This is a genomic window from Pseudomonas sp. TH39(2020), from assembly GCF_016650715.1.
In the GTDB taxonomy this organism is placed as follows: domain Bacteria; phylum Pseudomonadota; class Gammaproteobacteria; order Pseudomonadales; family Pseudomonadaceae; genus Aquipseudomonas; species Aquipseudomonas mandelii_C.
The window spans coordinates 1626413-1650085 of the sequence record NZ_JAEKFF010000007.1 but is presented as its reverse complement, the minus strand read 5'-3'; the positions used below and the strand labels follow the sequence as shown (position 1 = coordinate 1650085).

The following is a 23673-nucleotide window of genomic DNA, read 5'->3' as shown; positions in this document are numbered from 1 at the left end:
TGGATTTCTTCAAGGGATAACGCCATGAACCTTCGTCAGCTGGAAGCCTTTCGCGCCGTGATTCTGGGCCAGACGGTGACCCGCGCCGCCGAGATGCTGCACATCTCCCAACCTGCTGCGACTCGACTGATTGCCAGCCTTGAGGAGGACATCGGCTTCAGCCTGTTCGACCGGATCAAAGGCCGACTTCAGCCCACTCCCGAGGCCATGACGCTGTATCAGGAAGTGCAACGCTCACTGCTCGGTGTCGAACGCATTGCCCGAACGGCGCAGGACATCCGCAGCCTGAAACGCGGTTCACTGCACATCGCCTGCGCGCCGGCCATGGGCCTGTCATTCCTGCCGCGAGCCATCGCCGCCTTCATGGCCGAGCACGATCAAGTACAGATATCGCTGGTTGTGCATTCATCGCGGGAAGTCGTGGATCTGGTGGTCGGTCAGCGCTGCGACCTGGGCATCATCGTACTGCCCAACACCTATCCCAGCCCGCGCGCAGAAAAACTGCTGGCAACCCGCATGCTGTGCGCCCTACCGGCCCATCATCGCTTACAGGACAAGGCCACGATCCGGCCGGAGGATCTACGAGGCGAAGCGTTTATTTCCTATCCGCAATCCATCGGTTCGCGCCAACACATCGACGCGATATTTGCCGCTCATGGGGTCGAGCGTGAACTGCGTCTGGAGACCCAGCTGTCGCTGCCAATGTGCGCGTTCGTCGAACAAGGACTGGGGGTCGCGCTGGTCGATGCCATCAGCGCCGTCGAGTACCGGGGCAATGGCATCGTGTTCAGAGCGTTCGAACCGGCGATCGAAATGGACTTCAGCATGCTGTTGCCGGTTCAAGGACCGGCGTCGAAACTGCAAGTCAGCTTTCTCCAGCACATGCAGCACTTCATCGCTCGGGAGGTTCCGCCGGATTATCGGTTTTAGATGTCCAGGCACTCCTCCTGCTCCGGTTCCTCCAGCCCGATGAACCGTCGCACTCTTTGAGCCTCTGGCTCCTTGCGGATCGCCTGGGGCGATGCATCCAGCTGCACGTGACCGTTTTCCATGAAAATCACCCGGTTGGAGATCGACAGGGCAAAGTCCATTTCGTGGGTGACAATCAGCAGAGTCATGCCTTCGCGGGCCAGGCTGCGGATGACCGCGAGTACCTCGCCGACCAGCTCTGGATCCAGTGCCGAGGTGGGTTCGTCGAACAGCAGGATGTCCGGGTCCATGGCCATGGCCCGGGCAATCGCCACACGTTGTTGCTGGCCGCCAGACAGTTGATGCGGATATTTGTGGACGTGGGCCAGCAGGCCGACCTTGTCGAGTAGTTGGCAGGCGCGTTGTTCGCTCAGTGCCCGGCTGACACCGTGATAACGCGGGGCGAGGCTGATGTTGTCCAACAGTGTCCGGTGCGGGAACAGGTTGAAGTTCTGGAACACCATGCCGATGCGCCGCACGCCCTGACGAACCCGGCGGCCATCCGGTTTGTCCTCGGCATTGATGAAGCCCTCTCCGAACAACAGGATTTCGCCCTGATCGATGCGTTCCAGGCCATTAATGGTGCGGATCAACGAAGTCTTGCCGGAGCCGGACGGGCCGATGATGGAAATCACCTGGCCGCTTTGCACCTTCAGGTCGATGCCTTTGAGCACATGATGATCGCCGTAGCGTTTGTGCACGTCCTGCAGTTGCAGGGCCGGGGCCGCGCCTTTGGCCGGCAGGCTGACCCTGTCCGGTACTATCGGCGCCAGGCTGTCACGCAACGCTTGTAACGCGGCGCTCTCCAGGGTTTGTGGTGTGCGCAGGTTCAAGTCCAGGAAACGTTCCAGACGCTGCAAGGCGAAGCCAAACACTGTGACGATCAACACGTAGTACACACCCACGGCCGCGAGGGTCTCCATCACCAGGAAGTTCTGGGCATACAGGCGCTGGCCGACCGTCAGCAGCTCGGTCAGTGAAATCACCGAGATCAACGAGGTCAGTTTGACCACCGTGATGTATTCGTTAATCAAGGTCGGCAGTGAGATACGAAACGCTTGAGGAATCACGATCAGCCGTTGCAGGCCAAGCAGCCCGATGCCCAGGGCACGGCCCGCTTCCTTCTGGCCCTTGGCGACCGAAATCAGCCCGCCACGATGAATTTCGGCCATGTAAGCGGCCTCAGTGACCACCAGCGCCAACAGACCGGAATAAAACGGCACCGACAATACCGGCCCGGCACCGGGCAGCAACTGCGGCAGGTTGTAGACGAAGACCACCAGCACCAGCAGCGGAATACTGCGAAAGAACCAGATGTAGAGTGATGCGGGTATGCGAAGCCAGCGCACGCTCGACAGTTTGGCCGATGCCAGGACGAACCCCAGCAGCATGCCCAGGAACCAGGCCAGGGTGCTCAGTTCGATGACGGTCAGGCTCGCCGTCCAGAAGTCAGCCATGGTGAACAGCGAAACAAAGTAAGCCCAATCGAATTGCATAGACACCTCGCGCAAGCCGCGCCCCCGATCGAGGGCGCGGTTTCAGGCATTACTCGGAGACCGGTTCCAGGTCATAGGTCTTGAGAATGGCGGCGTACTCGCCGTTGGCTTTGCTCTCAGCCAACGCCTTGACCAGCGCCTGATAGGTCGCGTCGGCGTCTTTCTTGACGTAGATGCCCAAGGTTTGGGGGTAAACCAGCTTCTGCGAGCTGACGATCACACGGCCGTTGGTACGCTGAGCGATCATGTGCGCGGCGCCGGCGATTTCCACTTGGGCCTGGATGTTCTTTGACAACAGCGCCTGCGTCACCTCGGGTGCCGAGGGAAACTCGCTGACAGTGATGGCGCCTTTGTTGTTCGGGACGCAGTAGTCGTTGGACAACTGACGGAACTTGCCAACCCAGGTGGTGCCCTGCTCCAGCCCGACCTTCAGGCCGCACAAGTCTTCGGGAACCTGCGGGTTCAACTCACTGCCCTTGGGCACCATGATCGCCGCACCGGTATTGGCATAGGCGATGGTCCGGGCCTGGGCCTGGCGCTCCGGGGTGATGTACATGCCGGAAATGATTGCGTCGTAATGCCCGGAGTTGAGGCCGTTGAGCAGATTGGGAAACTTGGTATCGACGAAGTTGGCCTTGACGCCCATTGCCTTGGCCAGGGAATGGGCCAACTCAGGGTCGGAGCCGACCACGTTCTTGTTGGCGTCATAGGACTCGAACGGCGGGTAGGTGATTTCCATACCGACCTTCAACACACCGGGGGTCGCGGTGCTGGCGAAGGCCGCACTGGCGCAGAACAGACTAGCGGCGAGCAGACTCAGTCGGGTCAAGGCGTAGGGGGTTTTCATTATGGGAAGCTCCGTTGGTTGTTTTTTTAGGAATGAGTGGCGGTGTTCTTCAGGCGACCGAAGCTCGATGGCTTGCGGGCTCGGGACGGCAGCTCAAGCTCGCCGTTCTCGATGCGTTTGCGCAGGTACTGGTAGGTCTGCAGGGCTTGACTCCACATGTGTTCGCCAATCGCCAGCGCCTCGTAGTCCTGAGCGTCATTGATGAATGCCGGCAACGGCTTGATCAGCGTGTGGTAGTCGCAGGCGTAAAACAGCGGGAAGCTATAGCGCTCCTGAGCCACCTTGCGCACTCGGTGAGCGGTGGCCACAAAGGTCCCAGCGGTCATGACTTCCAGCATGTCGCCGATGTTCACCACAAACGCATCGGGCATTGGCGGTGCGTCGATCCACTGATCCTGGTCGTTTAGCACCTCCAGCCCCGGCTGATCGGCGTGCAGGATGGTGAAGCACTCGTAGTCGGTATGCGCGCCGATGCCCGGAGCGTCCACGGCGGTGGCGTCGAAGGGGTAATGGATCAGCCGCAGCTTGGAAGGCGGACGGGTGACCAGTGCGTCGAAGTAGCCCTCCTCCAGGCCCAGGGCCAGGGCGAAGCCATCGAACAGTCGGCGGCCGAGGGCAAACACGGCCTGATAGTAGTTTTGTACTGCAGCCTGAAACCCCGGCACGTCGGGCCAGTGGTTCGGTCCCAGCAGCGGCGTTCGACTCAGGAATAGCGGATCATCCACCGGCACTTCAAAACCAATATCGAACGCCTCTTTGTGGTCCGGCTTGCCCTTGGAGTACACCTCCTCACCTTCGGGCACGAAGCCCTTGTGGCTTTCCGAGGCGCCGATGTAATGGCGCATCTTGGTCTCCAGGGGCTGCGCGAAATAATCCCTGGCCGCCTGGCGCAGGCCCTCGATCAACGCCGGATCGATGCCGTGCCCGGTGATGTACAGAAAGCCCACATCACTGGCGGCACGGCCCAGTTGCTCGGCCACGGCGAGGCGATGCTCCAGTTCGATACTGAAGAGGCCGGCGATGTTCACCACCGGGATGCTGTTGAAATTGGCCTGGGTCGGCGACGTCTTACTCATGGCGGGCTCCTTCACGGGTGAAACGGTCGAAGTGTTCGCGCTCGGTTCGCGCCATCCACTGGTTCAAGGTCCAGAGATCGGCCACCGGCATGTTGGTGAAGGGCAAATGATGCAGATAACCGTCGGCACCGAACTCTGGGGTCAGGGTGCTGACTGCATAGCCGCGCTGAACCTGAGAGGCCCAGACCGCCTCCCAGTGGCGCTGGTGAAACGCCAGTTCACGGGCATATTCCGGGGCGGCGGGATGGGGAACTTGCGGGCCCTGGTCATAACCGACCCGGGCTTGAATGTGATGCACACGCTCGACGAAGGACGACAGATCGTCGGCCGGGTCGTCCAGCAACCGCTCACAGCACACCACCCAATGGCTGATGTCACTGGTGAAACGCAGTTCCGGCAGTTGGCGAATCAGTTCCAGAGTCACCCAAGGGCTGTACAGAGAGCGGGCGCGGTGAGTCTCGAAACTGCAGAACACCCCATGCCTGGCGGCCAGTTCCATGGCCTGGCCAAAGAACTCGACCTGCTGCGCCAATGACCAGCGGTCATTGCCCGCGAGCAGATTGACGAAACGAGGTGTCAGTTCCGAGGCCCAGCCCAGCTTGCGATCAATGTCGGCCAAATGCTGGGCAGGCGTGGCGCGCTGATCGGGCAACACATCGTAAGCACTGAAGAGGGTGCAGATGTAGGGGACGTGATTACTGCGCAGGAAAGCGCCGAACTCGCCACGCTCATCGGCCTGCAGTGGCAGGCGTGCTTCGATGCCATCGAAGCCGGCGGCGAGCAATTCATCCAGGGCGGATGTGTGACTGGCGGTATAGCCCCACAAGGTACGAAAAATGTCTAACTTCATGCATTCCTCTCGGCTGCGTCAGGCCACCAGCTATTTGAGCTGTTGGCGTTACTGGGCAGTCGAAAGGGGGTACTGCGGGCTGCTGCTCTGATGGCTTCGGTCCCGTGCGACGGATCCTAAGCCTACGACGGCAAATAATTGAATAGGTTTCAGCAAATAGTTAGTTCAGAAATTCATGAACTAACAATGCCGGACTCGATTGTGCCTGCGATAGTCCCTCCGACGATTCAGGCCTGATGACTGGAATGAAAACTATTGACCCGGCTGTCTGCCAATTTGAACACCACACGCTGCGGGTGGTTGATCGAAACCAGATACTCAACTGGCTGCCCTTGGGTGTCGAAAATCACGCCCCGATAAACCAGCGCGGCCGTCCCGGGTTCGACTTCCAACAGGCGCGCTTCTTGGTCGTTCATCGCGGCAATGCTTAACGTGCCCTCGTCGCTTTCTATTTCGATCTGATACCGCGCCAACAACAAGGCATACAACGAGGCCCCCTCGATCAGATCCCCCGCTACCAGTTCCGGCACGCGGGCGGCAGGAATGTAGCTGGTCTCGATGCAGAACGGCTTTTGGTCCACTGTGCGCAGGCGTCGAATTGTCAGCAACGCATCCCCTTCCTGGATTTTCAGCAATTTGGCGACACGAGCGCTGGCCTGGGTTTGCTCGAAGTAAAGCAATTTACTGCCGGGCCTGGCCCCCGCCTGTTCAACCACTTCAGCGATGCCTTTACGCGCCACCGTATTGAGTGGCCGCTCGACGCCCGGAGCGGTGACGAAGGTGCCGCGATTGCCTCGGCGCTCGAGGATCCCTCGATCGATCAGCGTTTGCAGAGCCTTGCGCAAGGTCATCCGGCTGATACCCAGGTGTTCGGCCAGGTCCCTTTCCGCCGGGATACGTTCAGTCGGTCCGAACTCCGGGCGTTCCAGCATTTCAAGCAGCGCCTGGACGGCCTGCCAGGCAACCTGCTTGCGTTGGGGCGCGGGAAACGCTACTTCGGAGGGTTTTGTGCTGGTAACTTTCATGGTCTACATCCTGGATTATTTTTCTGGCGATCCACTGCGACTGTAAAAACCAAGAACCGACGCAAACCCGCCAACTTGGCAATGACAAAGAATACCCGGCTCAGGAAAACCCTGAAAACCGCTTATTCGGCCCATTAGACCACGGGGAAAAAGCCTTGTAATGGTATTTTTCATGGTATAGCTTTTGGTCTAAATGGTGGTCATGAACAGCAACATGAACCCCCCTTAACAAGGCACCAAGGAGTCCACATGGCGATCCAGTTCAACCGGGAAGGCTTCATCACTTCCTTGCAGCAATCCGTTCAAATCGTCGACGACGCCCAGCAGTTTGGCCAAGAGCTTGCAACGCGGATTGACCGCATCTATTTCGTCAGCTGCGGCGCCCCCAACCGCATCATGCTCGGCCTGCAGTACTGGCTTGAGCGCTATAGCCACTCACTGGAAGTCCGTCGATATTTCCCGGCCGACTTCATGGACATCGATCCGCCGCGCCTGGATGAGCGCACCCTGGTCGTCCTCGCCTCCAAGTCCGGAACGACCCAGGAAACCATCGCCGCTGCACGCTTCCTGCAAGGCAAGCCATGCCTCACTGTGGGCGTGACACAGACCGCCGAGCTACCGCTGGCCCAAGCCGTTCAACATTGCTTCCTGCTGGGACGCACGGACGAGGCTTACTTCGGCTGCTTCATGATCCTTCAAGCATTGATCGGCGGTATTTTGGCCAAACGTGAAGGCTGGCCACTGCTGGACAAGCTCACCCGTTCACTCAAAGCGCTGCCGCAGGCGCTGGCCGATGCGGCGATCAACAACGACCAACGCGCGACCGAAGAGGCACGCCTCTACAAAGATGATCGCGTCATGTACTTCCTCGCGTCGGGCCCGATGTTCACCACCGCCTATGTGTTCGGCGTTTGTGTGGTGATGGAAAGCCAATGGCTGCATTGCCTGCCGGTGGAAGCGGCGGAATTTTTCCATGGCCCGTTCGAAGCCATCGATGCCTCCACCCCACTGCTTCTGCTGGTCGGGGAAGACCCGAGCCGAGCGCAGATGGAACGGGTCGTGAGCTTCTGCCAACGGTATACCGAACGGGTCATGGTCTATGACTCCAAGGACTTCCCGATGGTCGGGATCGACCCGGAGATCCGCGCGATTGTCGCGCCCTACGTCGTCGGCATCGCCGCTGAACGCATCGCTGCCCATCTGGCGGTCTGGCATCAGCAACCGCTGACGACTCGCCGCTACATGTGGAAAACGGAGTACTGAGCATGGCCAGCCTGATCGCGGTCGGCGACAACACCCTCGATGTGTACCTGGACCGGAATATTGAATATCCGGGCGGGAATGCGCTCAACGTTGCGGTATTCGCTTCCCGGCTTGGCACTCGCAGCGCCTACCTGGGTTGCGTGGGTGATGATCGGTATGGCCAGCGCTTGCTCGATTGCCTGCAAGAAGAAGAAGTCGATGCTTCCCGTTGCCGAACGCTGCCGGGCGCCAATGGTTGGGCGTGTGTCGACAGCATCGACGGCGAACGCGTCTTTCTCGGCAGCGATTCTGGTGTCTGTCGTCAACTGCGACTCACTGCCGAAGATCTGGCCTACATCACGAAGTTCCCGCTGGCATACAGCAGCCTCTACAGCGGTCTCGAAAACCAGCTGGCGCAGATTCGTCATGCCAGCGGCTGCCTGTCCTTCGACTTCTCGGACAACTGGGTCGAGTTCGATTGGCCGGCCCTGATCAAGCATGTCGATATTGCCTTTTTCTCGGCGGCCGACCTGTCTTCGGGAGAAGCCTATGAACTGGCGCACTCGATGCGGGCGCTGGGCCCCTCGATTGTGGTCATCACACGCGGTGCTCTGGGCGCCCTCGCGGTCGATGCCCACGGCATCCATGAACAGCCCAGCCTGCCCTGCACGGTTGTCGACAGCATGGGCGCTGGTGACGGCTTCATCGCCGCGTTTCTGCTGACATGGCAAGCCCGGCACAGCCTCGCGGAGTGCCTTTTGCACGGCGTCGATTATGCCGCCCGCGTGTGTGGCTGGACTGGTGGTTTCGGCCATGGTCAAGCCATGGACGCCGAGCGTTCCCAGCAATTGAAACAAGCCTTGAACACTCAAGGCTGATGCGTGCTGCCCCGGGCCAATCCCGGGGCTGTTCAACCAACCTGTCGTGGATACCTGTCGATGAAAAAATGTCTGATCGGTTTGATGCTCGTGGCCAGCCCGCTGATGAGCTGGGGCGCCAGCGAAGAGCTGCGTTTCGGGGTCGACCCCACCTACCCACCCTTTGAGTCCAAGCGCCCGGACGGTTCGCTGACAGGTTTCGATATCGAGTTGGGGGAAAGCCTGTGCACCGAGTTGAAACGTCGTTGCGTCTGGGTAGAAAACGCCTTCGACGGGATGGTCTCGGCGCTTAAAGGCAAGAAATTCGACGGCATCCTGTCCGCCCTGTCGATCACCGAAGAACGCAAAACCGAAATCGCCTTTTCCGACACCCTGTATGACACCCCGGCCCGCCTGGTGGCACCAGAGGGCAGCCCCTTGCAACCGACAGCCGAATCCTTACGCGGCAAGCGCATCGGCGTGCAGCAAGGCAGCGTGTTCGAAGTCTATGCCAAGCAGATGTGGGGCTTGAAAGGCGTGGAGGTGGTGCCTTACCAAAGCAGTGACTTGACCTACTCGGACTTGATCAACGGTCGGCTGGATGCAGCGTTCGACGATGCCATTGCGGTCTCCGAAGGCCTGCTCAAGAAGCCGATTGGCAAAGGCTTCGGCTATGCCGGTGAGATCGTCAAATCCCCTGAAATCTTCGGGCCGGGAACCGGGATCGGCTTGCGCAAAAGCGATACCGCGCTGGCCAGCGACATCAATCAGGCGCTCGAGCGGATCCACCAAAACGGCACCTATGAGCGCATCGCCAAAAAACACTTCGACTTCGACATCTCGCCTAAATAAACCACCATCGCGGAGCCAGGAACCATGTTTCTTGAGGGATACAGCCATCTTATTTTTCAGGGCGCATGGTTGACGGTGCAGGTGGCCACCTGGGCTGCCTGCGTGGCCATCACGCTTGGCCTGCTCGGGGCCTTGGCGAAACTCTCGCCACTGGCACCGCTACGGCTGATCGCAACGGTCTATACCACGCTGGTGCGCAGTGTCCCGGATCTGGTCTTGATGCTGCTCATTTACTACAGCGCGCAAATCGGGCTGAACCAGGTGGCGGAAGCGTTCGGCCAGGACTCTTTTCAGTTGAACCCTTACGGCACCGCGATCGGTACGCTGGGATTCATCTACGGTGCCTACTGCACCGAGACCTTTCGCGGGGCCTTCCAGGCCATCCCGTTCGGGCAACTGGAGGCGGCTCGAGCCTATGGCATGAGCCACTGGCAAGTACTGCGGCGTATCCGCTTCCCACAGATGATGCGTTTCGCATTGCCCGGCATCGGCAATATCTGGCAAGTGCTGTTGAAAAGTGCCGGCCTGATTTCGCTGCTGGGCCTCAATGACATGGTTCAGGTCGCCAAACAGGCGGGCAACGCGACCTCAAGGCAAATGTTTTTCTACCTGGTGATTGCCGCGATATTTTTTGCCTTTGCGATCCTTTCAAGTCTGGCGCTTAAGCACCTTGAGCGGCGCTACAGCGTCGAACCGCAGCGGAGAGCGTCATGATCGAGATACTGAAAGAGTTCGGGCCGAATTTCCTGTGGTCCGACGGTTACCGCTGGAGCGGTCTGTCTATCACGCTATGGCTGTTGGTGACGTCCGCCGTCATCGGTTTGTGCGCGGCGATACCGCTGGCGCTGATTCGCACCTACGGCAGTCAGTGGCTCGCACTGCCCATTCGGCTCTACACCCTGGTGTTTCGCGGCACCCCACTGTTCGTGCAACTGCTGATCATCTACAGCGGCCTGGCCAGTTTGAGCTTCATCAGAGAATCATCGAGCCTGTGGTGGTTCTTTCGTGACGGCATGCATTGTGTGATTCTGGCGCTGGCCTTGAATACGTGCGCTTACACCATTGAAATTCTTGCCGGCGTACTGCGTACCACCCCACGCGGCGAGATCGAGGCGGCGCTGGCCTTGGGCATGACCCGCAGCCAACTGTTCGTTCACGTACTGATCCCGAGCATGCTGCGTCGAGCACTCCCCGCTTACAGTAACGAAGTGATTTTTGTCCTCCATGCCACGGCCATTGCCTTTACCGCAACCGTTCCCGACATCCTGAAAATCGCAGCAGATGTTAACGCGGCCACCTTCAAGACCTTTCAGGCCTATGGGATTGCCGCCCTGCTCTACATGCTGGTGGCGTGTGCGCTGGTGGGTATATTCCGGCTGGTCGAGCGCCGTTTATTGGCTTATCAGCGTTTGAGCTGAGCTACAAGCCAACGCTTACTCCACGTGAAAAAGCCCGGCGCTGTCACAGTCGTCGGGCTTTTTCAGCGAGTCATTGCTCAACAATGACGGTGCATCGGGCTCAAGGCAATGGATCGAACTTCAAGTTGCCAAGGCTCTGTACTTTGTCCTCACGAACCATTTTGTAGGCGGTGTTTGGGCCGATCCAGCGGTCCCAGATTGCATCGATCTCGCCGGACTTTTCCATCGACGCCAGCGATTCGTTGACCTTGGCCAGAAAGGCCGGCTCATCACGGCGCATGCCCGCGCCAATTGGTTCGAGGGCCATCGGCTCCTTGGCCAATGCCAGTTCGACACCACTTTCCTTGGCCTGACCCACCAGTTTCAACGCGGTCATGGTGTTGGTCACCAGGCCCACGACCTTGTTTTGTTGCAAGGCCATGTAGGCCGAACCGGTGTCCTGGAACGTCACCGGAGTTGCCCCGGCAATTCGGATCGACTGCTCGGAGGTCGAGCCTTTGGTGGAGCTGATGCGCTTGTCCTTGAAGAAGCTTTTCGGCTGATCGGCGTTGACCGCGCGCACCACCAGGGTTTCCTTGGCGATGTAGTACGGGTCGCTGAACTGGATCTGTTCGGCGCGGGTCTTGGTGTAGGCCAGGTTGGCGAAGATCACATCGACACGGCCCATTTTCACCTCAGGAATCCGCGCTTCCACCGACAGCGGTTTGAGCTCCAGTTCAACGCCCATGGTCTTGGCCAGGGCCTTGCACAAATCGACATCCATGCCCACCAGTTCGCGGGTTTTCGGATCAGGCGCCGAGAACGGTGGCACGTCGGCATACACGCCGCAGCTCAACGACTTCTTGGCCATGATGTCGCTCAATTGATCGGCCTGGGCGACGGCAACAGCCAAAGGACCTAACGCCAGCGTGACTAACAGATGCTTCATACGCATGGAAAAACTCCGGGGATGAGAAAGTCGAATGGCAGAGCAAGCAAAACCGTTGCGACTCAATGAGCCCGCAGATCGGCAATGAAACGTTGCGCTCGCGGGTGCGCGGGCTGATTGAAGAAGCTTTCGGGCGTGCTCTTTTCCAGAATCTGACCCGCGTCCATAAACCAGATGGTGTCAGCGACTTCACGGGCAAAGTTCATCTCGTGGGTCACGCACATCATGGTCATGCCCTCCTTGGCCAAGCCTTTCATCACACTCAGCACCTCACCGACCATTTCCGGGTCGAGGGCACTGGTGGGTTCATCGAACAACATCACGGGCGGCTCCATCGCCAACGCCCGGGCGATCGCCACCCGCTGCTGCTGACCGCCGGACAACTGCGCAGGATAGGCGCCGGCCTTGTGCGCCAGCCCGACCCGATCCAGCAATTGCATGGCGTGTTGCTTGGCGGCCGAACCTTTCAGGTTGCGAATTTTGCTCGGCGCCAGGGTGATGTTTTCCAGCACCGACAGGTGTGGAAACAGATTGAAGCTCTGGAACACGAAACCCACACGGCTGCGCAGTCGGTTGATGTGCGCGTCCGTGCCGTGGACGTCCTGGCCGTCGAACAGGATCTGGCCTTTCTGAATGTCTTCCAGGCGATTGACCGTGCGGATCAACGTCGACTTGCCGGACCCTGACGGGCCACACAACACCACCACTTCACCGGGTTTCACCTCCGCGGTGATGTTGGTCAGTGCGTGGTACTCGCCGTACCATTTGTTGATATTCGAAAACATGATCATTGGATGCATGGTCGCAACCCTCTTCAATTATCGATGGCCAATAAAGGGTCGGCAGCCACGGCCGGACCGCCATTACCCAGGCGCTTGCGAGCGATACGGCGTTCCACCCAGCCCGCCAGATGGGTCAGGCCGAAACAGAGCAGGTAGTAGATGATCGCCAGGATGAAAAACACCTGGAACGGCTTGGTCAGCAGTTGGTTATTGACCTGGTTGGCAGCGAAGGTCACTTCCTGGACGTTGATGACATAGCCCAGCGAGGTTTCCTTGATGATCGAGATGAACTGGCTGATCAGGCTGGGCAACGCGTTGTACAACGCTTGCGGCAAGATCACCCAGATCGTCGTGCGCAGGTAACCGAGGCCGAGTGCGCGGGACGCTTCGTACTGACCCGGCGGTAACGCCTGGATACCGCCACGGATGATTTCGCACAGGTAGGCACTTTGGTAGATCACCAATGTACAGAGCATGGTGACGAACCCGGTGATGTTGTGGCCGATCAGCAACGGCACCAGGAAGTACGTCCAGAAAATCACCATCAGCAATGGAATGCCGCGCAGTACATAGACCCAGACCGTGGCCGCCCAACGCAGGCCCTTCCACGGCGAAACCCGAGCCAGCGCCAGCAGCAAGCCAAACGGGAATGCCATCACCAGCGCCAGCGCTGCCAGAATCAAGGTGCTGGCCAAACCGCCCAACGGGCCGTGGGGATATTGGCCGATCAGAAAAAGCGTCCAGTTGTTTTGCAAAATCGAGAAGAGATCAAACATCGTCATCTACCTCGCCAGCGCTTTGTTGAAGCGTCGCGCCAACAACGCGCCGAGCCCCATCAACAGCAGTGAAAACACCAGGTAGAACACCGTGGCAACCAGGTACGACTCGAAGGTACGGAAGGTGTAGTTCTCGACTTCGCGGGTGGCGTAAGTCAGCTCGACCACACCGATGGCCATAGCCAGACTGGTGTTCTTGAACAACAGCACGGTGTGGTTGATCAGTGATGGCAGGCAGTTGCGCACACCTTGCGGCAGGATCACGTAGCGCATCGAGCGCACATAACCCAACCCGAGCGCTCGGGACGCTTCGGTCTGCCCGGCGGGAATGGCGCGCAGGCCACTGCGGATGTCCTCACAGAAATACGCGGCTTGGCACAACCCCAGGGCAATTACCGAGAACAGGTATTCAGTACTGTAGTTCGCCAGCCACAGTTGAGTGGACTCGCTGAGCAAGGTCGGTACGCCGAAATACCAGAGCATCAGTTGCACCAGCGTCGGCACGTTTCGGTGGTAGGACACGTAACCGGCCACTAACCGGTCGGCGAGTTTGTTTCCGGTCAGGCGCACGGTCACCAGCAACAGCGCCAGGGCCATCGCCAGCAGCCAGGCGAACAGCGCCAGTTGTAGAGTCTTTTCAATGCCCTTGACGATCAGCTCGGCATATTCGCCTTGCAGAACCGCGGCCAAATCGAAGTCATGCTTCATGGTCAATCCCTATCGGCATTGGGCTAGGGCAGAATTAAGTCGCCAGCGACAAGCGTGGCGTGGGTATGGCATGACGGATTGATCCGTTCTTCTGGCAGGCGTCTTTCGTGGAGGATCTCAGCCCTGATAATCCTGCGGACGGGCCGTCGACAGACCGCCTGGCACTTGCAGGGTCGGGGTGATTTCCATGTGCCCGACGTTGACCGAAATCGGCGCGGCGATGGCAAACGCGATGGCGTCGGCGATGTCCTTGGCCTGCGGCAGTTCGAAACCTTCGACGAAACGCTTGTAGGTATCTTCGGAATCGCCATGGACGTGGGCAAAGATGTCGGTGGCCACCCGGCCTGGACAGATCTCGGTGACCCGAACCCGCTTGCCGAACGCGTCGATGCGCAGCTGTCGCGAGAGCATGCTCACGGCCGCTTTGGTGGCGTGATAAGTCGAGTTGCCGCCGAAGTTGTAAGCCGCGGCAATCGAACTGATGTTGATGATGTGGCCACAGTCGCGCTCAACCATACCCGGCAACGCCAGACGTGCCAGGTGCAAGACCGCCCGCAGGTTGACGTCGATCAGCAAGTCGATGCCTTCGGCGTCAGCCTTGAGAATCGAACCCGGTTTATCGACCCCGGCGTTGTTCACCAGAATGTCGAACTGCTGGGTTCCGAACAGACGGGTCAACCCGGCCAGGTCGGTAACATCGATGGCATGTGCGATGCAGCCGGTTTTCGCCGCCAGTTCTTGTAGCTTCTCAGCGCTGCGAGCTAAGGCATGCACCTGCACGCCTTCCTGACACAGGCGCTCGACGACGGCGGCGCCAATCCCGGAAGAGGCGCCGGTCACCAGCGCGGTTTTGTAATCTGAAAATGGCATGAGTTTGTCCTCGTATTACGTGTGCGGATCACTCGGTGATCGCGATGACTTCGACTCTATCCAGCCCTGAAGCCGTGGACCAAGACGGAATGACTGTGTGGCAATAAGCCCTGCTTATGACCGTGCAACCGTTACGCCAACAGTTGCGAAATAGGCGTGATGCAACCGCCCGCCAGCTCGATTTCTCGACGGATGGTGCGGGCCAGGTCCACTGCGCCAGGGGTGTCGCCGTGCAGCAGGATCGAATGCGCCGGCACCGCAATGTGCTTGCCGTTGAGCGTGGTCACGGTGCCCTCCTCCAGCAACTGTCGAACCCGTTGCAACACGGCCGCCGGTTCCTTGATCACCGAGCCCGGCACCTTGCGCGGCACCAGCAGGCAGTCGTCGTCGTAGGCACGGTCAGCCAGAAACGTGGTGGCGACCCGCAACCCGCATTTGTCAGCGGCGTTTTCGATGGCCCGACTGCTCGATGAACTGATAATCAGCGTCGGATCGAACGCCGCCACCGCACAGACCAGGGGCTCGGCCAACGCCGCGTCGGCGGCGACCATGTTGCCCAGCGCGCCGTGAAAACTCATGTGGGTTATGCGATGGCCATTGACCGCCGCCATCCCGGCCAGCGCCCCGAGCTGATAAATCACGTAGGTCGCCAGTTCCTTGAGTTCAATGTTCATCTGCCGCCGGCCAAAACCCATCAAATCGGGGAAGCCCACATGGGCACCCAGATCGATGCCGCCGGCCTTGGCCAGACGCACGGTGTTATCCATGATCAGCGGATCGCCGGCATGAAAACCGCACGCCACGTTGGCCGATGAGATCAGGCTCATCAACGCTTCATCTTCACCCATGCGCCAAGGTCCGAAGCCCTCGCCCAGATCCGCGTTCAAATCAATCTTCATCACTTGCCCTCACTCGTCATGCCGCATCCAGGCGCATGAACGCCTCGCCAAAACCCACCGTCGTGCCACACACCGTCAACACCGCCGCCACCCGTCCGGCCTTCTGGCTGAGAATCGGCAACAGCAAATCGCCGACTTGCAGCAACGCGACCAGTTGCCCTGGCGCCACCCGACTGCCAACCGATACCAGCACCTCGCTCTGTTGCGGGTGCGTCAGCAGCAACCGGCCCAGGCCGGGGGTCTTCAACAGCTGTTCATCGGGCGCCTTCAAAGGTTCTGGCGCCGTGATCTGAACCGGCGCCGCGACCTCGTCGACACAGCGCTTGAGCACCAAATAAAGCCCCGGACGACGGATTTCCGCGCCAGCCAGGTGGGTCTCCTTGAGCCACACCGCCAACTGGCGGATTTCCTGATTTGTCATGTCTGAATGTCCTTAACGCGAGGCCAGCCCGTGAAGGTCAACCAGGCGGCTGACCTCCGCGAGATAGCGCTGATTGTCTTCCAGGGCCGCGACGGCTTCGGCATAGCTGCACTCGATAAACCGTACCTTGCTGCCAATCGGCGCCTGACCCAGACGCCAGAGATCGGCCTCGATCACGGTGCCAAATTTCGGATAACCGCCACTCGGTTGCGCATCGCGCATCTGGATGATCGGCTGGCCACCGTGGGGCACCTGAATCACGCCGGGGACGATGCCGTGGGAACGGACTTCCATCGGCACCTTGGGCAAGATCGGCGCGCCTTCGAGCCGGTAGCCGTAGCGGTTGCTCTGGGTCGTGACCTTCCACTCGCCGGCCCAGAACGCCGCACGGGATTCGTCCAGAAAACACTCGTATTCGGCCGCAGGCAGTACGCGCATCGCCGGCAGTCCATCGCGTTGCAATGGCAAGGCCAGACTCGGTGACACGACGCCGAAATCCGTTGGCAGCGCACTCATGCCTGGACGCAGCGCCGCGATCCGGTCGCCTTGCTGCAACGCCCGCCCCTGCAAGCCACCGAACTCGCCGCGCAATTGCGTGCTGCGCGAACCGAGCACCGATGGCACATCGACGCCGCCGGCCAGGCATAGATAAGCCCGACTGCCGCAGGCTGGGTAGCCGAGGCTCAGTACCTGGCCTTCCCGAGCCTGCGCCACCCAGTACGGCAACAATGGCTGACCGTCGAGGGTTGCTTCGCAAGCTGCACCGGTGAACGCAAACGCACAGTCCTGGGTAAACCGTACTTCGAATGGGAACAACGGGATTTCGATCGCTGCCGCGTCTTCGGGATTGCCCAGCAATAGGTTACCCAGCGCCAGCGCCAAATGGTCCATTGCGCCGGAGGTTCCGACGCCGAAACCGAGGCTGCCAAAACGACCGAAGTCCTGCACGGTGGCCAAAGCGGTGGCCGATAAAATCTCGATCATCGAATGATCCTCGCGATTCGCAAACGCAACATGTCGCCCGGCCTGAGCATCGCCGGAGGGTTTTGGTTCGGGTCAAAAAACGACATTTCAGTGCGGCCGATGGTGTTCCAGCCACTGGGGCCGGCCGAGGCGGAGACGCCGGTCTGCACCCCGCCAATTGACACCGAGCCGGCGGCGATGCTGATCACCGGCACTTGGCGTCGTGGTGTGGCCAGGCGCGAATCCATGCCGCCGAGGTAGCAATAGCCCGGGTGGCTGCCCAAGGCGTATACCGGGTACAACGGCTCGCAATGCAGGTTCGCAATGGTCTCGATGTCGAGCCCGGTGTGGGCCACCACGTCATTCATGTGCGGGCCGAACTCGCCGCCGTACACCACCGGCAACTCAACGATGCGTCCTTCGAGTGGCAGCGGTTGACTGGTTTCCCAGGCCTCCAGCAATCGCTCGCACAACCCGTTGAGGTCGCGCGGCGGTTTGATGAACGTCAGCATCAGGTTGTTCATGCCGGGCACCGCTTCGTGGATTTCGGCCCATTCACCAGCCTGCAAGGCCAGGCTCCAAATCCGTTGTTGCGGCGCCAGATCCAGTTCGCCCGGCGCTTCGAACAACAGAGCGGTCGAGCCGAGCAGGCTGATGTGCGGACGCAGCGATACAGAAGCAATACTCATGTCGGACTCCGTTGCTGCAACCAGCGCTCCAAGTGATGAATGTCCACGCCACCGGCACAGAACGCCGGGTCGTCGAGAATGTCGCGGTGCAAGGGAATGTTGGTCGAGATGCCTTCCACAACCAGCTCACTCAGGGCCAGGCGCATACGGGCCATGGCCTCGTCGCGGGTCGCGCCGTGGGTGATGACCTTGGCCACCATCGAGTCGTAATACGGTGGCACCCGGTACCCGGTGGTGACGTGGGAGTCGACCCGCACACCAAAACCGCCAGGCACTTCCCAGCGCTGGATCAGCCCCGGCGTCGGCATAAAGGTGACCGGGTCTTCGGCGTTGATCCGGCATTCCAGTGAATGACCGTTGAGCTGCACGTCTTGCTGGCGCAGCTCCAGCACTTCGCCACGGGCCATGCGCAATTGCTGCTGAACGATGTCGATGCCAGTGGTCATCTCCGTCACCGGATGCTCGACTTGCAGCCGGGTGTTCATCTCGATAAAGAAGAACTCACCGTCCTCGTACAGAAACTCGAACGTACCGACACCGCGATAGCCGATTTGCCGGCAAGCGGCGGCGCAGCGTTCACCGACCTTGGCGATCAGTTCCGGATCGATGCCGGGCGCCGGCGCTTCTTCCAGGACTTTTTGGTGTCGACGCTGCAAGGAGCAATCGCGGCAACCGAGCCAAATCGCGTGACCATGGGCATCGCACAACACCTGGATTTCCACATGCCGTGGATGGCCGAGAAATTTCTCGATGTAGAGTTCTGGATTGCCGAACGCCAGCCGCGCTTCTTCGCGGGTCAGGGCGATGGCGTCGAGCAACTCGCGCTCTTCCTTCACCACACGCATGCCACGACCACCGCCGCCGCCGGCGGCTTTGACGATCACCGGGTAACCGATGTCACGAGCAATCGCCTGGATGCTGGCATCGTCGGTGGGCATCACCGAGTCCGGCCCCGGCACGCACGGAACGCCGGCTTCACGCATCGCCCGTTTGGCGGCGACCTTGTCGCCCATGGTGCGAATACAGGCTGCGCTGGGCCCGATAAAGGTCAGCCCAGCGGCTTCAATACGCTCGGCAAACCCGGCGCTCTCCGACAGAAATCCATAACCCGGATGGATCGCCTGTGCGCCGCTGACCTTGGCGGCAAACAACAACGCCGTCTGGTTCAGATAACTCTGGCTGGGAGAAGCCGGACCGATGCACAGGGCCTGGTCAGCGTTTTGTACGTACTGCGCGTGGCGATCAGCCTCGGAGTGCACGACCACGGTCTTTATCCCCAGGCCACGGCAGGCACGCTGAATGCGCAGGGCGATTTCGCCACGGTTGGCGATCAGCACTTTGTCGAACATTGAATTCACCTGAAAGAGATTGGGCGTGAGATCAGCCGAGGCGGAACAGCGACTGTCCGGCTTCGACTTCGGCGCCACTCTGGGCAAGGATCGCGGTGATCCGGCCTGCGGTTTTAGCCTTGACCGGGTGGAACATTTTCATCGCTTCGAGGACCGCCAGGGTCTGTCCGGCTTCAACCTGGTCACCGACCGCAACAAATGGTGCTTCCCCGGCTGCTGGCGTCAGATGCAGCACGCCATACAGGCTGGCCTTGATCTCGGTAGCGGCCGTCGCCGGGGTGTCTGACGTGGGCAAATCCACGGTCGGTGTCCGCGAAGGCTCAGCCATCGACTGGGTCGTCACGACCTTCCCTGCCTGCTTGAAAAGACGAATCGTACTGTCGCCTTCGGTCAGACTCAGTTCGAGCAAATCGGATTCGGCGAGCAGATCGATCAACCCTTTGATGCGTTCTGAATCCATGCGTGGGCCCCTGCCTGTCGAGCGTGTCTGAGTGGATGGGGTCAATGTAGCGAGCCTGTCCGGCGGCGACCAAGACGCTTTGGCTTTGGGGTGATAAGCCGTCCTTATGACCGTTCAGATCAGGCTGCCGCGCATCTCCGCGACCAGTTCCAGCAGGATCGCCTTGACCGCCTGGGCCGGCACCGACAGCGGCAGGTGCCCGGACAAACACAGCGCCAGTGGCGCTTCGATTTCAGGCTCGACAATGCGGCACATGTGCACCGAGGTGGCGGCGACCATCACCCGTGCCGAGGACTCAGGCAGGATGGTCGAGCCGAAATGCTCGGCGACGGCAGCGGTCAGGGTGATCGACGATTCGATTTCCGCCACCACTCGCGCGCTCATGCCGATGCGCTGGAAGGCTTCATCCGCCAGCCGCCGCATGACGTTGTAGGGACGCGGCAGGAGCATGTCCATGTCCGCCAGCTCGGCCAGAGGAATCTCGTCGAGCGCGCTGACAGCCGGATCGGCGCTGACCAGGTAAAGGTTCTCGCGCAGCAGCGAAACGAAGCTCAAGCCATGGACTTCGCGCCCGCCATACAGCACCGCCATGTCCATCCGACCGTTCATGATCAACTCGCTCAAGGTGGTGCCGAAGTTTTCATTGAGGTACAGCAGAATGCCCGGATGACGCTCGCGCACCCGGCGCAACAGCGGCAACGAAAGCGTCGACGCAGCGGTGCCCGGTGCCAGGCCGACCGACACCTGCCCGGACAAGGCATGCCCCGTGGCATTGATGTCGCTTTGAGCCTGTTCACACTGGCGCAAAATGATTTGCGCATGGCCGTAGAGCACCTTGCCCGCTTCGGTCGGGGTGACGCCGCGTTTGGTCCGAATCAGCAGTTGCTGTTGCAGCTCCGCTTCCAGCGTCGCCAGTTGTTGACTGAGCGCAGGTTGCGCGACATGCAGCACATCGGCGGCCTGGGTCATGCTGCCGATATCGACGAGTTTCACGAAATACTTCAAACGGCGCAGGTTCACGGTGGCGATGCTCTTGCTTGAAAAAGGGAGACAACCCACAGGCTTTAGCAAGAGCCAGGCCAGCAGTCCCGGAACCTGTAGGAGTGAGGCTTGCCCGCGAAGAACGATGACGCGTAATACCTGAAAAACCGCGGTGCATTCTTCGCGGGCAAGCCTCGCTCCTACAAGTTTTGCGTTTCAACCATAAGCCTTTGCTATGGCTGGATCGGGGCGATCTTGCTCAACACCCGCCACGGGCATACAGGCTTGAGCGCACCACCTTGGTGCGAGCCGTGTTCAGTTCCAGCCATAAGCGATTCCTATCCGACCAGAACGATCTCGTCTTATGGCGGTGCGAGCAGCGACTCGTACTGTAGGGCCTCGTCAATGTCATCAACGAGGAACGACACGTGACCGCCTCCCGCATCGCCGCCCGTGTGCAACGTATCAAGCCGTCCCCAAGCAGCGCCGCTTCTGACCGTGCGAACGAACTTCGCCGGCAGGGCAAATCCATTATCAATCTGGTGGTCGGCGAGCCGGACTTCGATACCCCGCTGCACATTCGGCAAGCGGCCGGTGCTGCCATCGAACGTGGCGAAACCCGTTACACACAAAATGCCGGCACCCCGGAACTGCGCAAGGCGATTGCCGACAAGTTGGCTCGGGAAAACGGCCTGACTTACGGCGCGAATCAGATTCTGGTCACCAGCGGCGCGAAGAGTGCAATTTTCAATGCCTTCGCCGCGACCCTGGGCGCTGGCGATGAAGTGTTGATTCCGGCGCCGTACTGGGTGTCTTACCCGGACATGGTGCTGGCCTGCGAAGGTGAACCAGTCACCCTCGCCTGCCCGGAAGAACACGCCTTCAAACTGACCCCGGATCAACTGCGCAGTGCGATTACCGAACGCACTCGGTGGCTGCTGCTCAACTCGCCGAGCAACCCGACCGGCGCCAGTTACAGCGCTGCCGAACTGCGCGCCTTGGCCGATGTGCTGCTCGACCATCCGCAGGTGTTGCTGATGACCGACGACATCTACGAGCACATCCGCTATGAAGGTCTGGAAAACCCGCACATCCTCGCCATCGAACCGGCGTTGACCGAGCGCACCGTCGTGGTCAACGGCGTGTCCAAGACTTACGCCATGACCGGCTGGCGCATCGGCTATGCCGCCGGCCCGGCTGATTTGATCGGCGCGATGGCAACCCTGCAATCGCAATCGACCAGCAATGCCTGCTCGGTCAGTCAGGCCGCAGCGGTTGAAGCGCTCAACGGCGACCAGACTTTCGTCAAGGACAGTGTGGTGGTTTACCAGCAACGCCGTGATCGTTGCCTGGACCTGCTCAACGCCATCGACGGTCTGAGTTGCCGCAAACCCGATGGCGCGTTCTATCTCTATGTGAACTGCTCGGGGCTGCTCGGTAAAACCACAGTTCAAGGCAAGCAGTTGAACACCGATTACGACGTGGTCATGTACCTGCTGGAAAGCCAGGGAGTGGCCGTGGTCGCCGGGACCGCGTATGGATTGGCGCCGTTCTTCCGGATGTCGATCGCCACCGACATCAAGACCCTCGACGAAGGGTGTTCGCGGATTGCCGCTGCCGTTTCGGCGCTGGGCTGAGGACCGACAATGACCGCGGCCACCCACCCTCCTTTGAGCTTCAAGCAGGCCTTGCTGGCAATGCTTGGCATCTCGCTGGTGCTGATGCTTTCGGCGCTCGATCAGACCGTGATCGGCAATGCCTTGCCGAGCATCGTCGCCGAGCTCAAGGGGTTTGAACTCTACGCCTGGGTGGCCACGGGGTACATGCTGGCGTCGATTGTCACCATCCCGATCTTCGGCCGACTGGGGGATTACTACGGGCGCAAACCCTTCGTCATCGCCGCCACCGTGATCTTCACCCTGGCGTCGCTGGCCTGCGCCGTGGCCAACGACATGCTGTGGCTGGTGATCGGCCGCGCCTTGCAGGGTGTCGGCGGCGGCATGTTGATCGGCACCGCGTTCGCCTGCATCCCGGAACTGTTTCCCGACACCCGCCAACGCTTGCGCTGGCAAATGTTGCTAAGTGCCTTGTTCAGCGTGGTCAACGCCATCGGGCCTGGGCTGGGCGGCTATCTGACCGGGGCCTACGGTTGGCGTTCGGTGTTCTACATCAATCTGCCGCTGGGTTGCCTGGCATTGTTTTTTGCCTGGCGCTATCTGCCCTATTACCGCCCGCAGCAACGGGCAAAAATCAGCCTCGACTGGCCCGGCGCATTACTGATTGCCCTGGCGCTGGGCAGCCTGCAGTTGTTCGTCGAATGGTTGGGCCATTCCAGTCTGATAGTGAGCACGGTGCTGGGACTGAGCTGCATCGCGGCGACCGTTGCCCTATGGCACTGGGAACGGCGCTGCCGACACGCGCTGCTGCCAGCGGCGTTACTCGGATTACCGAGCATGCGCCTGTTGTTTCTGCTGTCGATGGCCGCCGGGGCGATCATGTTTTCGTTGTTGTTCTATCTGCCGCTGTTACTGCAAGGCAGCTATGGCTACTCGCCGCAAGATGCCGGCCTGCTGATTACACCACTGGCGTTGAGCATCACCCTGGGCGCCATCGTTAACAGTCGCATCGTCACCCGCTTGCGCAATCCAAACCTGTTGCCGCTGTGTGGTTTTGTCGCGCTGTTGCTGGCCTGCCTTGGGCTGGCCATTGCTGGACGCAGTGCCTCGTTTAATGCGCTACTCGGCTTGATCCTGCTGGCGGGGCTTGGCCTGGGCTTCATCCTGCTGAACCTGACGGTCTTCACCCAGACCCTGGCCGAGCGTCAGTTCCTGGGGATCGCCACCGCGCTGACCCAATCGCTGCGCTTGGTCGGTGGTTTGCTGGGAACGGCGGGAATGGGGGTGTTGGTCAACCTGCTGTACAGCGCCAACCTGCAACGACTGTTCATTGCCCAAGGGCACCTCGGGGAATTGGCCTTGTACGCCGACCCACAGGTCATTTTGCGCCCCGACGCCGCCCTGCTCGAACACCCGCAATGGCTGAACCTGGCCCGTGATGCACTGGCCCAATCGGTGGGCGTCGGCCTGCTGCTGTGCACCGGCCTCGGCGTGTTGGCGTTGTTCATCCTGTACCGCTTGCCGCCCGTGAAACTGAACGTTTCACCGGCCATCGTCGCTCCTGAAAAACAATAAAAACTTCTACTGCCGCTTTTGACT

25 protein-coding genes are annotated in these 23673 nt (G+C 60.2%); 8 read left to right on the top strand and 17 right to left on the bottom strand.

All coding sequences use genetic code 11. The annotated features are described in order from the left end of the window. Positions 1 to 24: 24 nt before the first annotated feature. Positions 25 to 930, top strand: coding sequence for a LysR substrate-binding domain-containing protein (locus tag JFU47_RS28180; protein WP_201187275.1), 906 nt, complete (start codon positions 25 to 27; stop codon positions 928 to 930). Here JFU47_RS28180 and JFU47_RS28175 read toward each other — a convergent pair. The 5 genes from JFU47_RS28175 to JFU47_RS28155 form a co-directional block, all read right to left on the bottom strand. Then, entirely contained in the window at positions 927 to 2465 is a 1539-nt protein-coding gene (locus JFU47_RS28175) for an amino acid ABC transporter permease/ATP-binding protein (RefSeq protein WP_201187273.1), read from the bottom strand. The two genes, JFU47_RS28180 and JFU47_RS28175, sit on opposite strands and share 4 nt — an antisense overlap. A gap of 49 nt (positions 2466 to 2514) precedes the next feature. Next, complete coding sequence (locus JFU47_RS28170; protein WP_201187271.1) at positions 2515 to 3312, bottom strand: ABC transporter substrate-binding protein; 798 nt, start codon at positions 3310 to 3312, stop codon at positions 2515 to 2517. A gap of 26 nt (positions 3313 to 3338) precedes the next feature. Next, complete coding sequence (locus JFU47_RS28165) at positions 3339 to 4388, bottom strand: isopenicillin N synthase family dioxygenase (RefSeq protein ID WP_201187263.1); 1050 nt, start codon at positions 4386 to 4388, stop codon at positions 3339 to 3341. Beyond that, entirely contained in the window at positions 4381 to 5238 is an 858-nt protein-coding gene (locus tag JFU47_RS28160) for a sugar phosphate isomerase/epimerase family protein (protein ID WP_201187261.1), read from the bottom strand. Before JFU47_RS28160 ends, JFU47_RS28165 begins: the two co-directional genes overlap by 8 nt. Positions 5239 to 5465: 227 nt before the next feature. Then, positions 5466 to 6263, bottom strand: coding sequence for a GntR family transcriptional regulator (locus tag JFU47_RS28155; protein WP_201187259.1), 798 nt, complete (start codon positions 6261 to 6263; stop codon positions 5466 to 5468). A gap of 249 nt (positions 6264 to 6512) precedes the next feature. On the opposite strand from JFU47_RS28155, the gene JFU47_RS28150 reads away from it, so the two are divergent. The 5 genes from JFU47_RS28150 to hisM are packed head-to-tail and all read left to right on the top strand — an operon-like array spanning position 6513 to position 10632. Beyond that, positions 6513 to 7526, top strand: coding sequence for an SIS domain-containing protein (locus JFU47_RS28150; RefSeq protein ID WP_201187258.1), 1014 nt, complete (start codon positions 6513 to 6515; stop codon positions 7524 to 7526). A gap of 2 nt (positions 7527 to 7528) precedes the next feature. Then, positions 7529 to 8383 carry a PfkB family carbohydrate kinase gene (locus JFU47_RS28145; protein ID WP_201187256.1) on the top strand — a complete coding sequence of 285 codons (855 nt, stop codon included), beginning with the start codon at positions 7529 to 7531 and terminating at the stop codon, positions 8381 to 8383. Positions 8384 to 8443: 60 nt separating this feature from the next. Further along, positions 8444 to 9214, top strand: coding sequence for an ABC transporter substrate-binding protein (locus JFU47_RS28140; protein ID WP_201187254.1), 771 nt, complete (start codon positions 8444 to 8446; stop codon positions 9212 to 9214). A 24-nt stretch (positions 9215 to 9238) separates the two neighbouring features. Beyond that, complete coding sequence (locus JFU47_RS28135; RefSeq protein WP_201187252.1) at positions 9239 to 9928, top strand: ABC transporter permease; 690 nt, start codon at positions 9239 to 9241, stop codon at positions 9926 to 9928. Further along, positions 9925 to 10632, top strand: a complete 708-nt coding sequence (hisM, locus tag JFU47_RS28130; RefSeq protein ID WP_201187250.1) for a histidine ABC transporter permease HisM — start codon at positions 9925 to 9927, stop codon at positions 10630 to 10632. Before JFU47_RS28135 ends, hisM begins: the two co-directional genes overlap by 4 nt. A 100-nt stretch (positions 10633 to 10732) precedes the next feature. Here the strand turns inward: hisM and JFU47_RS28125 are convergent, their stop codons facing one another. The 12 genes from JFU47_RS28125 to nac all read right to left on the bottom strand — a co-directional run bounded on the left by JFU47_RS28125 (position 10733) and on the right by nac (position 20497). Next, positions 10733 to 11566 carry an ABC transporter substrate-binding protein gene (locus JFU47_RS28125; protein WP_201187248.1) on the bottom strand — a complete coding sequence of 278 codons (834 nt, stop codon included), beginning with the start codon at positions 11564 to 11566 and terminating at the stop codon, positions 10733 to 10735. Between the two features lie 56 nt (positions 11567 to 11622). Continuing rightward, positions 11623 to 12351 (bottom strand): amino acid ABC transporter ATP-binding protein, encoded by a 729-nt coding sequence (locus tag JFU47_RS28120; protein ID WP_201187364.1) that lies wholly within the window; start codon positions 12349 to 12351, stop codon positions 11623 to 11625. Between the two features lie 23 nt (positions 12352 to 12374). Beyond that, complete coding sequence (locus tag JFU47_RS28115) at positions 12375 to 13118, bottom strand: amino acid ABC transporter permease (protein WP_201187240.1); 744 nt, start codon at positions 13116 to 13118, stop codon at positions 12375 to 12377. Between the two features lie 6 nt (positions 13119 to 13124). Next, on the bottom strand, positions 13125 to 13826 hold the full coding sequence (locus JFU47_RS28110; protein WP_201187238.1) for an amino acid ABC transporter permease: 702 nt from the start codon (positions 13824 to 13826) through the stop codon (positions 13125 to 13127). A 117-nt stretch (positions 13827 to 13943) separates the two neighbouring features. Next, complete coding sequence (locus JFU47_RS28105) at positions 13944 to 14696, bottom strand: SDR family oxidoreductase (RefSeq protein ID WP_201187236.1); 753 nt, start codon at positions 14694 to 14696, stop codon at positions 13944 to 13946. Positions 14697 to 14827: 131 nt separating this feature from the next. Further along, positions 14828 to 15595 (bottom strand): LamB/YcsF family protein, encoded by a 768-nt coding sequence (locus JFU47_RS28100; protein WP_201187234.1) that lies wholly within the window; start codon positions 15593 to 15595, stop codon positions 14828 to 14830. Positions 15596 to 15611: 16 nt separating this feature from the next. Continuing rightward, positions 15612 to 16016, bottom strand: a complete 405-nt coding sequence (locus tag JFU47_RS28095; RefSeq protein ID WP_201187232.1) for an acetyl-CoA carboxylase biotin carboxyl carrier protein — start codon at positions 16014 to 16016, stop codon at positions 15612 to 15614. Positions 16017 to 16028: 12 nt separating this feature from the next. Next, positions 16029 to 17000, bottom strand: coding sequence for a 5-oxoprolinase subunit C family protein (locus JFU47_RS28090; protein ID WP_201187230.1), 972 nt, complete (start codon positions 16998 to 17000; stop codon positions 16029 to 16031). Further along, on the bottom strand, positions 16997 to 17668 hold the full coding sequence (gene pxpB, locus JFU47_RS28085; protein WP_201187228.1) for a 5-oxoprolinase subunit PxpB: 672 nt from the start codon (positions 17666 to 17668) through the stop codon (positions 16997 to 16999). Before pxpB ends, JFU47_RS28090 begins: the two co-directional genes overlap by 4 nt. Then, positions 17665 to 19017, bottom strand: a complete 1353-nt coding sequence (accC, locus tag JFU47_RS28080) for an acetyl-CoA carboxylase biotin carboxylase subunit (protein ID WP_201187220.1) — start codon at positions 19015 to 19017, stop codon at positions 17665 to 17667. Before accC ends, pxpB begins: the two co-directional genes overlap by 4 nt. Before the next feature lie 31 nt (positions 19018 to 19048). Further along, the gene (locus tag JFU47_RS28075; RefSeq protein ID WP_201187218.1) at positions 19049 to 19477 is read right to left on the bottom strand and encodes an acetyl-CoA carboxylase biotin carboxyl carrier protein; all 429 of its coding nucleotides are present in this window, start codon (positions 19475 to 19477) and stop codon (positions 19049 to 19051) included. Between the two features lie 114 nt (positions 19478 to 19591). Next, a complete protein-coding gene (gene nac, locus JFU47_RS28070) occupies positions 19592 to 20497 on the bottom strand; it encodes a nitrogen assimilation transcriptional regulator NAC (RefSeq protein ID WP_201187216.1) in 906 nt (301 codons plus the stop codon). Positions 20498 to 20886: 389 nt separating this feature from the next. Between nac and JFU47_RS28065 the strand changes: the two genes are divergently transcribed. Next, entirely contained in the window at positions 20887 to 22095 is a 1209-nt protein-coding gene (locus tag JFU47_RS28065) for an aspartate transaminase (RefSeq protein WP_201187214.1), read from the top strand. 9 nt (positions 22096 to 22104) lie between these two features. Then, complete coding sequence (locus JFU47_RS28060) at positions 22105 to 23649, top strand: MFS transporter (RefSeq protein WP_201187213.1); 1545 nt, start codon at positions 22105 to 22107, stop codon at positions 23647 to 23649. The last annotated feature ends 24 nt before the right edge of the window (positions 23650 to 23673 follow it).